Source organism: Mesorhizobium sp. M7A.T.Ca.US.000.02.2.1 (genome assembly GCF_003996995.1).
Classification (GTDB): domain Bacteria; phylum Pseudomonadota; class Alphaproteobacteria; order Rhizobiales; family Rhizobiaceae; genus Mesorhizobium.
This window is the reverse complement of sequence record NZ_RZTT01000147.1, coordinates 1-13,034: the sequence shown is the minus strand read 5'-3', so window position 1 is coordinate 13,034 and position 13,034 is coordinate 1. Positions and strand designations below refer to the sequence as shown.

Here is a 13,034-nt window from a genome sequence, read left to right as displayed (position 1 = left end):
GGGCAATTCCGGCGTGGCTCGTCTCTTTTTCAAGGCCGGGGGGGTTGTAACCGGAAGACGGGCATTTAATGCGGCAATTAAGCCACTACCGGGGTTTGAACGCATTCGTGCTTTCGAATTCTGAATGATTTGGCCTTGCAGCAGAGGCTTTGTCATGGTCGCTTGCATTTGAACGATCGCTGCTGATGCCAAACTGGGGGCACTTTGGGGTGAGCAGCAGGGAACATCGAACACGCGGCGCCGGCTGATCTATGAGAGAAGCAGGCGCGGCGCGGTTCCCATGGAAAACGAATGAGGGTTTAACCGTGCCGTCTTTACGCAAGTCACTTTTCACCGCCGTCCTCGTTTCGGCGACCATGCTGTCCCCACTGGCCGCTTCAGCCGAAACCATCTCCGGCGCGCTTGCAAAGGCCTACCAGTACAATTCTTCGCTGAATGCATCCCGCGCCGGCGTTCGCGTCACCGACGAGGGCGTCGCCATCGCCAAGTCGGGCTACCGTCCGGTTGTCACCGGCTCGGCGAATATCGATTATTCGAGCAGCCATCTCAACGGCACCAATTCAAGCGTGCGGCTGACCACCGGCAATTTTGGCGTCCAGATCGACCAGACGCTGTTCGACGGCTTTCAGACCAGGAACAATGTCGCTGCCGCCGAAGCGCAGGTCCGGGCTTCGGTCGAAAGCCTGCGCAACACCGAAGAGGGCATCCTGTTCAGCGCGGCCCAGGCCTATATGAACGTGATTCGCGACCGGCAGGTCGCTGTGCTGACCGAGCAGAACCTGCAGTTCCTGACCGAAACGGCGCGCGCGGCGCGTTCGCGTTTCGAAGTTGGTGAAGGCACGCGCACCGATGTCGCCCAGGCCGACGCCTCACGCGCCGCCGCCGTGGCATCGCTGAGTGCTGCCCGGGCGCAGGCGCTGGCAAGTGCGGCGCTCTATCGCCAGATCGTCGGCGACGAGCCGGGCAAGCTCAAGGGCGCTTCGCCGGTGGCAAAGCTGTTGCCGTCGAGCCTCGCCGCCGCCGTCGGGGTGGCCTCGAACGAGCATCCGGCCATCCTTGCCACGCAGCATCTGGTCGACGCCGCCGCGTTTTCGGTGAAGTCGGCCGAAGGCGCGCTGTTGCCGCAGCTGTCGGCTTCCGCCGGCGTTTCGAGCGCCTATCGCAATACCTCGCCTTTGCCAGGCGTCGGTTCGCAGGATGGCACGACCAATTCAGCCAGTGTCGGGGCAACGCTGACCATCCCGATCTATTCGGGTGGCCGCACCTCGGCGATCGTGCGCCAGAACAAGGAATCACTCAGCCAGGCCCGCATCCAGGTCGACGTCAGCCGCGACCAGGTGCGCCAGGCCGTCACCGCCGCCTGGACCGAGTATACCGCCGCGCAGCAGCAGCTGACGGCCAACAGGCAAGTGATCGAGGCCGCGAAGCTGGCACTGAACGGTGTCATCGAAGAACGCAATGTCGGCCAGCGCACCACGCTCGACGTCCTCAACGCACAGGCGACGGTCATCACCGCCCAGATCAACCAGGCCGGTTACGAACATGATGTGGTGGTGGCGAGTTACGCCATTCTGCAGGCGACCGGCCGTCTGTCCGTCGACCGCCTTGGCTTGCAGGTAGCGAAGTACAAGCCTGAAGAGCATTACAACGCGGTCAAGGACAAGTGGTACGGCCTGCGCACGCCGGACGGCCGCTGAGGCGTTCTGCCAGGACTGGCCGTGTTCCCCGTTTGAGCAGGATCTTTCGCACTCGGGTTCAGATTGCGCTAATCTGTTGAAATCCCACAAGTCCCCAGATTGGGGATTCTCGTGCGGCGATCCGTCGGTTACGCTGTCGCCATGATTCGATCCGGCTCTGCCGGAGCGGAAACCCACAGGGGTCACAAAGGCGGCGGATGTGACGATGGCAACGGCAAGCAGCGCACAGCGCGAACCTTCCATGGAAGAGATACTGGCTTCCATCAGGCGGATCATCGAGGACAGCGACGGCGGCCGCAAGCAGCCGGGCGACGCCGATGAGCTGAGCCAGGATCTGGAGCGCGCGTCGAACGCCTATGCGGCCCCCGACGTGGAAGCATTCCGTGCCGACCTGCATGCCGCCCCCGAAGGCAGGAAGCCGGTGACGCTGGCGGAAGTCCAGGCACAGTTGCCGGCGGCCGAGCCGGTGGTCGCGCGCATGGAAACGCCTGCGCGCCCCGATCCCAGCCCGGCAAAGCCATCGATGACACTTGCCGAAGTTAGCGCCCGCGTCGCCGCCGAGCCAATCACGGTTGAATCGCCGGGATCGCGTCCTGTCGCCGACGCTTCCATCGCCGATTGGCGTCGTGAGATCGCCGCGGTCGGTGAGCAGGCGAGGGCGGTGTCGGACCGGAGCGAGGCACGCAAGACGGCTGCCCAGCCGTCCGTGGAGACTCCAAGGGATGAACCGACCGCGAAAGTAGCCGTCGAACCCGAGCCGTCTCGTCCGGATGCAAGCGTGGTGCGGCCGGTGGCGGCCAGCGACGCGCCGCGTCCGGCGATCGTTTCCGAGCATACCGGACGTCAGGTCGCGGCTGCCTTTGGCGAGCTTTCCGATGCGTTTGCCAGCCGCAGCAAGAAGACATTCGACGAGATGGCCGAAGAGATGCTGCGGCCGATGCTGCAGGATTGGCTGGACAACAATCTGCCGACACTGGTCGAAAGACTGGTGCGCGAGGAGATCGAGCGCGTGGCGCGCGGGGCGCAGTAGCTCCCCATGCCGATTGCTAGAGGAAACGGCGCCTTCGTGGCGCCGTTTCTTTTGGTGAGGTCAGTTTGTTGGCAGGACGGCGGATCGCTTTCCGTTGAAATGACCAAGGCCGCGCCTATCTGGTTGTGAGGGTCCGAGACAGCCCTTGCGGTTGACTTGGCCAAAACCTTCCGATTTACACCGGACCAGCAAAACTCCCGACAGCGCGGACCATTTTCCCATGCTTGAAAAGACCTACGACGCCAAAACCGTCGAGCCGAAGATCGCCAAAGTCTGGGAAGAGGCCGACGCGTTTCGCGCCGGTGCCGGCGCCGAGGAGGGGGCGGAAGCATTTACGATCGTCATCCCGCCGCCGAACGTTACCGGCTCGCTGCATATGGGCCACGCGCTCAACAACACGCTGCAGGATATATTGGTGCGCTTCGAGCGAATGCGCGGCAAGAACGTCCTGTGGCAGCCGGGCATGGACCATGCCGGTATTGCCACGCAGATGGTTGTCGAGCGCCAGCTGATGGAAAAGCAAATCCATCGCCGCGACCTGACCCGCGAGCAGTTTATCGAGAAAGTGTGGGAGTGGAAGGCCGAATCCGGCGGCGCCATCTTCAACCAGTTGAAGCGGCTGGGCGCCTCGGCCGACTGGTCACGCGAACGCTTCACCATGGACGAAGGCCTGTCCAAAGCCGTGCTCGAAGTGTTCGTCACGCTCTACAAGGAAGGGCTGATCTACAAGGACAAGCGCCTTGTGAACTGGGACCCCAAGCTGCTCACCGCGATCTCCGATCTCGAGGTCGAGCAGCAGGAGGTCAACGGCAATCTCTGGCACTTCCGCTATCCCATAGAGGGCCAGGTCTTCGACCCGGAAAACCCAACAACCTTCATCACCGTGGCGACGACGCGCCCGGAGACGATGCTGGGCGACACGGCCGTCGCCGTGCACCCTGACGACGAGCGCTTCCGGCATCTGGTCGGCAAGAACATCGTCCTGCCGATCGTCGGTCGCAGGATTCCCGTGGTGGCGGACGAGTATTCCGATCCGGAAAAGGGTTCGGGCGCGGTCAAGATCACGCCGGCGCATGACTTCAACGACTTCGAGGTCGGCAAGCGCCACAAGCTGCCGGCGATCAATATCCTGACCACGGAGGCGGCGGTGAGCCTCAGGGATAATGAGGATTTCCTTGCCGGTCTCGAGGTGACGCCGGAGCGCCAGCTTGTATGGGACGAACTCGACGGCCTCGATCGCTTCGTCGCACGCAAGAAGATCGTCGAGTTGATGGAAGAGGGCGGCTTCCTCGAAAAGGTCGAGCCGCATCGCCACGCCGTGCCGCATGGCGATCGCGGAGGCGTGCCGATCGAGCCATTCCTGACCGAGCAATGGTATGCCAATGCGGCGGAACTGGCCAAGCCGGCGATCGCTTCCGTGCGCGAAGGTCGCACGAACTTCGTGCCGAAGAACTGGGAGAAGACCTATTTCGACTGGATGGAGAACATCCAGCCTTGGTGCATCTCGCGCCAGCTGTGGTGGGGTCACCAGATCCCGGCCTGGTACGGGCCGGACGGGCGCGTCTTCGTCGAGAAGACCGAGGAAGAGGCGCTGAGCGCCGCGATCGAATTTTATCTGGCGCTGGAAGGACCGTGGAAGGCCTGGGTCGAGGACAAGCTGGAGAACTTCAAGCCGGGCGAGATCCTGACCCGCGACGAGGATGTGCTGGACACCTGGTTCTCATCGGCGCTGTGGCCGTTTTCGACGCTGGGTTGGCCCGACGAGACGCCCGAGCTGAAGACCTACTACCAGACCGACGTGCTGGTGACAGGCTTCGACATCATCTTCTTCTGGGTCGCCCGCATGATGATGATGGGTCTGCACTTCATGGTCGAGGAGCCATTCCACACCGTCTATGTCCATGCGCTGGTGCGCGACAAGAACGGGCAGAAGATGTCGAAGTCGAAAGGCAACGTCATCGATCCGCTCGACCTTATCGACGAATATGGCGCGGATGCACTGCGCTTCACCCTGACGGTGATGGCGGCACAAGGCCGTGACGTGAAGCTCGATCCGGCGCGCATCGCCGGCTATCGCAATTTCGGCACCAAGCTGTGGAACGCGACGCGTTTTGCCGAAATGAACGAGGTCGCGCGCAATGACGATTTCTGGCTGAACGACGCCAGGCTGGCGGTCAACCGCTGGATCCTGACCGAGCTGACGCGCGCGGCGCGCGAGATCACCGACGGCATCACCTCATACCGCTTCAACGAGGCGGCGGGTGCCGCCTACCGCTTCGTCTGGAACCTGTTCTGCGACTGGTATCTGGAATTGCTGAAGCCGGTGTTCATGGGCACCGACGAGGCGGCCAAAGCCGAAAGCCGTGCCTGCGTCGCCTTCGTGCTCGACGAGATCTATAAGCTGCTGCATCCGATGATGCCGTTCATGACCGAGGAACTGTGGGCGCAGACCGCTGGCGAAGGCAAGCAACGCCCCTCGCTGCTGTGCCACGCCGCGTGGCCGTCGCCGGACTTCGAAGACGCCGAGGCTGCAGCCGACATCAATTGGCTGGTCGATCTCGTCTCCGGCATCCGCTCGGTGCGCTCGGAGATGAACGTGCCGCCGGCAGCCATTGCACCGCTCGTCGTGGTCGGCGCCAACAATGTGACACGCGAACGGCTTGTCCGCGAAGAATCGGCGATCAAGCGGCTGGCGCGGGTCGGCGACATCTCGCTTGCCGATGTCGCGCCCAAGGGTGCGGCGCAGATCGTGCTCAACGAGGCGACGATCTGCCTGCCGCTTGGCAGCCTGATCGACCTCGCCGCCGAGGCCGCTCGGCTGCAGAAGGAACTGGCCAAGGTGACCGAGGAGATCGCGCGGCTGCACAAGAAGCTGTCGAACGAAAGGTTCGTCGCCAGCGCGCCGGCCGAGATCGTCGATGCCGAGCGTGAAAAGCTCGCTGAATACCGCGATGCGCAGGACAAGCTGTCGGTCGCGTTGGCCAGGGTTCGCGACGCCGGTTGAGGATAGATTCGCGAGACTTTAGCCCTCTCTAAAGTGCTGGTTTTTCGCGTCGAAAATCTGCATGCCGTTGCGTTAATATTGACGTAAACGGAAGTTTTAGCCCCATTGTTGCCATAATGTAACAATGGGGCTCCTGGAGCCCAAAAAAGGCCTGTTTTCGAGCCTTTTTGGATGGTTCTCTCTGTTTTTTGAGAGCCGCTCAGCCTTCACAGACCATTTTACGGCTTTGCCGCACTAGGTTGCATTTCCTCGAAAATGCGCCTGGCCAATGTGTACATGTACGCCCGCGAATTCGTTGTTGCACCGTTAACCTGAATTGGTTCTAGCTTGATGCACTCGAATTCGGGGAGGACATTTCATGACTATTCTGCGACTGAAAGCGCTGCTGGGAGCGGGCTGCTTTTCGCTGGCTTTGATCGGGACGGCGATGAATCCGGCACATGCCGGCGGCCTGGAGCGCGGCGGTTACGATATCGACCTGTTGTTCGATCCGGCTCCGTTCGCGACCGAAGCGGAAGCGACCTATGTGATGCCGGACCGCAAGTACAAGAATGCGCGCGGTCCGGGCGGAGCCGATCTCGGTTTGGGCACCTCGGCCGACGGAGCCGAAGGCTATTGGGTTCCGCGCATTGGAGCCAAGGTCCAGGTTGTTCAAGGCGTCGATTGCATGGTCGACTATTCGCAGCCCTGGGGTGCACATACCGCGCCGGGAAATGCGTGGAATGGCGCGTTTTCGAATATCGAAACCGACATCAAGAGCGACAACTACGCAGCTACCTGCTCCTACAAGATGGACGCCGGCAAGGGCCAGCTTCGGTTTATAGGCGGTGTTTTCTACCAGAAGATCTATGGCTTCAAGGAGAACTACACAGATATCGGCTTAGGCACGATGGTCGGTCGTGTCGATCTGGAGGCCGATGGCTGGGGCTGGCGTGCGGGCGTCGCCTATGAAATTCCAGATATCGCGCTGCGCGCCAGCCTTGTCTACAATTCACAAGTGAAGCTCGACAATATCTCTGGTACTCTGAACATCGGCGGCATCGTCTCCCAACCGATTTACGGTGCGGAGGAGTCAATGCCGGATTCGCTCGAATTGAAACTGCAGTCGGGCATCGCACCTGGCTGGCTCGCTTTCGGTTCGATCAAGTGGGTCAATTGGAGCGTCCTGCAAAGCGTTCCGATCTGTGCCCAGGGTACACCCTCCTCATTCTGCGTAACGAATGGTCTGGGCCAACTGACTTCACTCGACCTGATGTATCGTGACGGCTGGACTGTCACGGGCGGTATCGGTCACAAGTTCAATGATCAGTGGAGTGCCGCTGGGCAGCTTTCCTGGGATCGTGGCACGTCGCATGGCTATGGTGCACAGACCGATACCTGGACGCTGGGTGGTGGCGTTGCCTATACGCCCAGGCCGAACATCGAGGTTCGTCTGGCAGGTGCGGTCGGTGTGCTGACCAGCGGCCATTCAGGGGAGTTGGCTGGCGAGAACGGCTACATCGCCGGCACCGATGACAGCTATGACTTCGGCAACGATCTGGTCACGGCAATTTCTGGCGGTATCAAGATCAAGTTCTAACCCTTTGAGAGTTTTACAAAAAGGCCGGGGCAATACCCGGCCTTTTTCATTTGGGCGGGCCTTGCCTGCGCGCCATCAGTATAAGCTGCATTTCATATAATTCGCACCGCCTGCGCCTCCTGCTATTGTGATGTTTTGGCAACACTTTCTGAGCAACCCCTGCGCTGGAAGCCGGGCTGAGGAAATTGCCTATTTCCCGCCATAAACCCGGCGCACCTCGATCTTGTCTCGGGACACGCGCCAAAAGGCTCGGCGAGGGGGCAGCCGCTCCGCCCCATTTGCAGGGAAGATGGGGCAAGGAAGAGTATGGACGCCAAAGTCATCTCCAAGGCTAAGCTCCCTAGCCGCTATGTGACCGTCGGTCCGGCGCGTGCGCCGCATCGTTCCTATCTCTATGCCATGGGTTTGTCGGCGGCCGAGATTGCGCAGCCGCTGGTCGGGGTCGCCTCCTGCTGGAACGAGGCGGCGCCCTGCAACATCTCGCTGATGCGCCAGGCGCAGGTGGTCAAGAAGGGCGTCGCGTCCGCCAGCGGCACGCCGCGCGAATTCTGCACCATCACCGTCACCGACGGCATCGCCATGGGTCACCAGGGCATGAAGTCGTCGCTGGTGTCGCGCGAGGTCATCGCCGATTCGGTCGAACTCACCATGCGCGGCCATTGCTACGATGCGCTGGTCGGGCTCGCCGGCTGCGACAAGTCGCTGCCCGGCATGATGATGGCCATGGTGCGGCTCAACGTGCCGTCGATCTTCATCTATGGCGGTTCGATCCTGCCCGGCAGCTATCGCGGCCGCCAGATCACCGTGCAGGATGTGTTCGAGGCGGTTGGCCAGCATTCGGTAGGCACCATCGATGATGCCGAACTTCTCGAAATCGAGCAGGCGGCCTGCCCGTCGGCCGGCTCCTGCGGCGCCCAGTTCACCGCCAACACCATGGCCACCGTCGCCGAGGCGATCGGCCTGGCGCTGCCCTATTCCTGCGGCGCGCCGGCACCCTATGAAATGCGCGACCGGTTCAATTTCGCCTCCGGCGAAAAGATCATGGAGCTGATCGCGAAAAATATCCGGCCGCGCGACATCGTCACTCTGAAGGCGCTGGAGAATGCGGCGACCGTGGTCTCGGCCACCGGCGGTTCGACCAACGCGGCACTGCATCTGCCGGCGATCGCCCACGAGGCCGGCATCAAATTCGACCTGTTCGACGTGGCCAAGATCTTCGAGAAGACGCCTTACATCGCCGACCTCAAGCCGGGCGGCAAATATGTCGCCAAGGACATGTTCGAGGCCGGCGGCATTCCGCTGCTGATGAAGACGCTGCTCGACCACGGCTATCTGCATGGCGACTGCATGACCGTGACTGGCCGCACTTTGGCCGAAAACATGCAGCACGTTGTCTGGAATGAGCATCAGGATGTGGTCCGCCCGGCCAACACACCCATTACCCAAACCGGCGGTGTCGTGGGCTTGAAGGGAAACCTTGCCCCCGAAGGCGCGATCGTGAAGGTCGCGGGCATGGCGGAGTTGAAGTTCTCCGGCCCGGCACGCTGCTTCGATTCGGAAGAGGAATGTTTCGAGGCGGTGACGCATCGCAACTACAGGGAAGGCGAGGTTCTCGTCATCCGCTACGAAGGGCCGCGCGGCGGCCCCGGCATGCGCGAGATGCTGTCGACGACGGCAGCGCTATACGGCCAGGGCATGGGCGGCAAGGTGGCGCTGATCACCGACGGGCGCTTCTCGGGCGCGACGCGCGGTTTCTGCATCGGCCATGTCGGCCCCGAGGCAGCCGTGGGCGGCCCGATCGGACTGCTCAGGGATGGTGACGTGATCTCGATCGACGCGGTGAACGGCACGATCGATGTGGCGTTGTCCGATAGCGAACTGGCGGCGAGGGCAAAGACATGGAAGGCGCGCACGACCGACTATCAGTCGGGCGCGATATGGAAATATGCACAGACGGTAGGGCCGGCGCGCGATGGCGCGGTGACCCATCCGGGCGGTGCGAAAGAAACACACTGTTATGCGGACATCTGAGTTGTTGAGGTCGTCTGTCTTTTCGGCACTGGTCGTGGCCGCCACATTTGGCGCGACCTTTGGCGCCGTGGGCCAGGCCATGGCCTTCGACGACAAGGTGTTCGACGACAAGACCGGGGTGAAGCCGCAATCCAGCCCCTGGGCGGTCTTCCAGTTCGGCTTCTCCGCCTACAAGAACGGCCACAAGGAACAGGCTGCCGAGGCCTATAAATACGCTGCCGAAAACGGCCAGATCGGTGCCACCTGGAAGCTTGCCCGCATGTATGCCGAGGGCGACGGCGTGGCGCGCGACGACTATGAGGCGTTCAAGTTCTTCTCCGAGATCGTCGACCAGGACGTCGAGCCCGGCTCGCCTGAGGAAAGCTATGTCTCCGACGCGCTGGTGGCGCTTGGCGACTATTTGCGCACGGGCATTCCCGGCAGCCCGGTCGCCGAGAACGAGGTGGCGGCCCAGGAATATTACATGCGCGCCGCCGCCAACTACCGCAATCCGAACGCGCAGTTCGAGATGGGGCAGATGTTCTTGAAGGGCGAGGGCGGCGTGAAGGCCAGTGTCAAGCAGGCCGGGCGCTGGTTCCAACTCGCCGCCGAGAAAGGCCATGCCGGCGCCCAGGCGACACTGGGCCATTTGTTGTTCCAGAGCGGCAAGATCGTTCGCGGCCTGGCGATGATGACGGCAGCGCTCGAACGCGCTTCGCCGGCTGACCAGCCCTGGATCCGCGGCATGCAGGAAGAGGCATTCGCCACCGCCGGCGAGGCCGACCGCCGCACCGCGATCTCGCTGGCCGATGATATCCTCACCAAGGGCAACAACGCGGACCAGTAGTCTCGCGGCTGCGTCAGCTTCACCAGCAGCACTCGATTTTCGATCGCGATCAGTTCTCGATCGGCTCCGTCGGCACCATGCTGGGCGCCGGCATCGAGATCGGCGTGACATGGGGGTGTGGCGCCAGCGTGTTTTCCGGGCAGCTATCCCCGATCTTCGTCCACGATGTGTTGTTGAGCACCATGTCGCAGCGGGCCAGATGGCTCCGGTCGGCAACCGTCAGGCAGGCGACCTGGCCAAGCTGGTAGGATTTTCCATTGGCCAGGCATTCCTGGTCGGCAAATGCCGCACCGGGAGCGGCCATGGCAAATGCCAGGCCGATCGGACAAAGATGAAATCGTGTGCTCATGGAACCCCAGCCGCCATGCTGGACCGCAATGAACGGCGCGAAATGTGGCGATATGAGGTCCAGCGCCTGCGTGCCCGGCGAGGTTCTCTCAGGCCGGCTGAAGCGCGAGATCGATCGCCACCGGGACGTGATCGGACGGTTTTTCCCAGGCGCGCACGTGCTTTTCGATCGACGCGGAAGAAAACCGGTTGGCGGCTTCCGGCGACAAAAGCAGGTGGTCGATGCGGATGCCGTTGTTCTTCTGCCAGGCGCCGGCCTGATAGTCCCAGAACGTATAGGTGTCGGGCGCGTCGGTGACCGCGCGCACCGCCTCGGTGAAACCAAGGTTGAGCAGCCGCCGGAAGGCTTGTCGCGTCTGCGGCTGGAACAGGGCGTCGCCCAGCCAGTTCTCCGGAAACCGCGCGTCGATCCGCTCGGGAATCACGTTGTAGTCGCCGGCGAGCACCAGGGCCTCCTCAAGTCTCAGCCGTTCTTCAGCCCAGCGCTCCAGCCGCGCCATCCAGGACAGCTTGTAAGGGAACTTCTTCTCGTCATCGATCGGATTGCCGTTCGGCAGATAGAGCGAGGCGACACGCAAGGCACCCTTGTCGGTTGAGAAAACGCCTTCGATGAAACGCGCCTGTTCATCGGCATCGTCGCCGGGCAGGCCCCGGATGACTTCGTCGAAGCGCAGCTTCGATAACAGGGCGACGCCGTTGAAACCCTTCTGGCCATGGGTTTCGACATTGTAGCCAAGCGCCTCGATCTCGGCGCGCGGGAATTGCTCGTCGACGGTCTTGATCTCCTGCAGGCAGACGATGTCGGGTGCGCTCTCGGTCAGCCAATGGGTGAGATTGCCAATGCGGGCGCGGACACCGTTGATGTTCCAGGTGACGATTTTCATGGCGGTCTCGATGCTGTTCAGTTGGATTCTTGCGGCGGATGGCGTTCGACGAGGCCAATCGTATTGCCAGCCGGGTCCTTTAGGAAGGCCATCCATTCGCTTTCCCCCGCTGGACCGAACTGGCCCTCCGTGTCGCGATGGACAAGTGTTGGCGGCGCGGTGAAGGGTACGCCTGCCGCGACCGCAGAGGCATGGAAGTCATCGAGGCCCGATATGTCTAGATAGACGGTTCCGGCCGGTATGCCGTCAGTGAACAGCAGCCTGATATCGCCGGCCATGATGAAGGCGATGCCTGGCGGATCGAAGCGCGCATGAACCGCCATGCCGAGCACGTCGCGCCAGAAAGCCAGCGTGGTGTCGAGATCACGGCCAGCCGACAGCGCGATCTGACGGACCGCACCAATGGCAGGCATTCTATATGGAGAAACTCGTGCCGCAGCCGCAGGAGGCGACGGCGTTCGGATTGCGGATCTGGAACGACTGGCCCATCAGATCGTCGACGAAATCAATCACAGAGCCGCCCATATAGACCAGCGACAGATCGTCGATCAGCACGGTGGCACCGTCCTTCTCGATAGCGACGTCGTCGTCGTTGCGCGTATCGACCAGGTCGAACTTGTAGGAGAAGCCCGAGCAGCCGCCGCCTTCGACCGACACGCGCAGCGCCGTCTTGCCGGCCTCGTTCGAGACAATCCTGGCGATCCGCCTGGCGGCGGCCTCGGTCATATCGACTTTCATGGCAGTCTTGGCATCAGCGCCCATGGGCGTCACCTTGCTTTCGGTTTCACATGATAGGTATGAAGCGCGAGGGGCCAAGTCAACCTGGCTAAGTCAACTGCGGCAGCATCAGCCATGACCAACGAGTTGGGCGACATCGGATTCGGCTATCGGCCGCGCGCCGCCTATGCCTGCGATCCGGCAAAGTCGCGCGGGCGGCTGTTCGACGAGGTGGAAAGCCCGACCCGCACGCCATTCCAGCGTGACCGTGACCGCATCATCCATTCGACGGCGTTCCGGCGGCTCAAGCACAAGACGCAGGTCTTCATCGCGCATGAAGGCGACCATTACCGCACCCGGCTGACCCATTCGATCGAAGTGGCGCAGATAGCGCGCGCCCTGGCACGGGCGCTGCGCGGCGACGAGGATCTCGCTGAGGCGGTGGCGCTGGTGCATGATTTCGGCCACACCCCCTTCGGCCACACCGGCGAGGACGCGCTGAACGAGAAGATGGTTACCTGGGGCGGCTTCGACCACAACGCGCAATCGCTGCGCATCGTGACGAGGCTGGAGGCGCGCTACGCCGAATTCGACGGGCTCAACCTGACCTGGGAAACGCTGGAAGGCCTGGTCAAGCACAATGGGCCGCTGACGGACGCCAACGGCAAGGGTCTGAAAGGGCCGGTGCCGCAGGCGATCCGTGATTACTCTGAACTGCATGACCTCGAACTCGACCGGTTCGCCGGCATCGAGGCGCAGTGCGCGGCGATCGCCGACGATATCGCCTACAACACGCATGACATCGATGACGGTTTGAGGGCAGGGCTGCTGACGCTGGACATGCTGGAGACGGTTTCGCTGCCGGGAACGATCCTGAAAGGCGTTCGCTCACGTTATCACTCCCTCGATGATGTGCGC

Annotated in this window: 11 protein-coding genes and 1 pseudogene; 8 read left to right on the top strand and 4 right to left on the bottom strand. The window is 62.3% G+C overall.

The genetic code is table 11. From position 1 onward, the window contains the following. The 7 genes and pseudogenes from EOD15_RS36785 to EOD15_RS15815 form a co-directional block, all read left to right on the top strand. Nucleotides 1-124 (top strand): annotated as a pseudogene (locus tag EOD15_RS36785) (protein-L-isoaspartate O-methyltransferase); the annotation flags it as partial. Nucleotides 125-305: 181 nt separating this feature from the next. After that, nucleotides 306-1,697, top strand: a complete 1,392-nt coding sequence (locus EOD15_RS15840; RefSeq protein WP_127322716.1) for a TolC family outer membrane protein — start codon at nt 306-308, stop codon at nt 1,695-1,697. Nucleotides 1,698-1,902: 205 nt separating this feature from the next. Next, on the top strand, nt 1,903-2,727 hold the full coding sequence (locus tag EOD15_RS15835) for a PopZ family protein (protein WP_127408619.1): 825 nt from the start codon (nt 1,903-1,905) through the stop codon (nt 2,725-2,727). Nucleotides 2,728-2,947: 220 nt separating this feature from the next. Then, nucleotides 2,948-5,731, top strand: coding sequence for a valine--tRNA ligase (locus EOD15_RS15830; protein ID WP_127321878.1), 2,784 nt, complete (start codon nt 2,948-2,950; stop codon nt 5,729-5,731). A gap of 358 nt (nt 5,732-6,089) precedes the next feature. Beyond that, the gene (locus tag EOD15_RS15825; protein WP_127321879.1) at nt 6,090-7,310 is read left to right on the top strand and encodes an OmpP1/FadL family transporter; all 1,221 of its coding nucleotides are present in this window, start codon (nt 6,090-6,092) and stop codon (nt 7,308-7,310) included. 306 nt (nt 7,311-7,616) lie between these two features. After that, nucleotides 7,617-9,341, top strand: coding sequence for a dihydroxy-acid dehydratase (gene ilvD, locus EOD15_RS15820; RefSeq protein ID WP_127270685.1), 1,725 nt, complete (start codon nt 7,617-7,619; stop codon nt 9,339-9,341). Continuing rightward, nucleotides 9,328-10,167, top strand: a complete 840-nt coding sequence (locus EOD15_RS15815; RefSeq protein WP_127270686.1) for a tetratricopeptide repeat protein — start codon at nt 9,328-9,330, stop codon at nt 10,165-10,167. Before ilvD ends, EOD15_RS15815 begins: the two co-directional genes overlap by 14 nt. A 49-nt stretch (nt 10,168-10,216) precedes the next feature. Here EOD15_RS15815 and EOD15_RS15810 read toward each other — a convergent pair whose 3' ends face one another. From EOD15_RS15810 to erpA, 4 genes are all read right to left on the bottom strand, one after another. Beyond that, nucleotides 10,217-10,516 (bottom strand): hypothetical protein, encoded by a 300-nt coding sequence (locus EOD15_RS15810; RefSeq protein ID WP_127322110.1) that lies wholly within the window; start codon nt 10,514-10,516, stop codon nt 10,217-10,219. A gap of 88 nt (nt 10,517-10,604) precedes the next feature. Beyond that, a complete protein-coding gene (xth, locus tag EOD15_RS15805; RefSeq protein WP_032901394.1) occupies nt 10,605-11,399 on the bottom strand; it encodes an exodeoxyribonuclease III in 795 nt (264 codons plus the stop codon). Nucleotides 11,400-11,416: 17 nt separating this feature from the next. Then, entirely contained in the window at nt 11,417-11,812 is a 396-nt protein-coding gene (locus EOD15_RS15800) for a VOC family protein (protein ID WP_127323280.1), read from the bottom strand. A gap of 1 nt (nt 11,813) precedes the next feature. Beyond that, nucleotides 11,814-12,161 (bottom strand): iron-sulfur cluster insertion protein ErpA, encoded by a 348-nt coding sequence (gene erpA, locus EOD15_RS15795; protein WP_127270656.1) that lies wholly within the window; start codon nt 12,159-12,161, stop codon nt 11,814-11,816. Between the two features lie 90 nt (nt 12,162-12,251). On the opposite strand from erpA, the gene EOD15_RS15790 reads away from it, so the two are divergent. Then, nucleotides 12,252-13,034: deoxyguanosinetriphosphate triphosphohydrolase (locus EOD15_RS15790; protein ID WP_127408618.1), on the top strand; the 783-nt coding region annotated here is incomplete at its 3' end.

Excerpts from the sequence above, each read along its gene's own strand:
- EOD15_RS15800 (WP_127323280.1), bottom strand. The coding sequence starts at position 11,812 with ATGCCTGCCATTGGTGCGGTCCGTCAGATCGCGCTGTCGGCTGGCCGT.
- ilvD (WP_127270685.1), top strand. The coding sequence starts at position 7,617 with ATGGACGCCAAAGTCATCTCCAAGGCTAAGCTCCCTAGCCGCTATGTG.
- xth (WP_032901394.1), bottom strand. The coding sequence starts at position 11,399 with ATGAAAATCGTCACCTGGAACATCAACGGTGTCCGCGCCCGCATTGGC.
- EOD15_RS15815 (WP_127270686.1), top strand. The coding sequence starts at position 9,328 with ATGCGGACATCTGAGTTGTTGAGGTCGTCTGTCTTTTCGGCACTGGTC.
- EOD15_RS15810 (WP_127322110.1), bottom strand. The coding sequence starts at position 10,516 with ATGAGCACACGATTTCATCTTTGTCCGATCGGCCTGGCATTTGCCATG.
- EOD15_RS15835 (WP_127408619.1), top strand. The coding sequence starts at position 1,903 with ATGGCAACGGCAAGCAGCGCACAGCGCGAACCTTCCATGGAAGAGATA.
- EOD15_RS15830 (WP_127321878.1), top strand. The coding sequence starts at position 2,948 with ATGCTTGAAAAGACCTACGACGCCAAAACCGTCGAGCCGAAGATCGCC.
- EOD15_RS15825 (WP_127321879.1), top strand. The coding sequence starts at position 6,090 with ATGACTATTCTGCGACTGAAAGCGCTGCTGGGAGCGGGCTGCTTTTCG.
- erpA (WP_127270656.1), bottom strand. The coding sequence starts at position 12,161 with ATGGGCGCTGATGCCAAGACTGCCATGAAAGTCGATATGACCGAGGCC.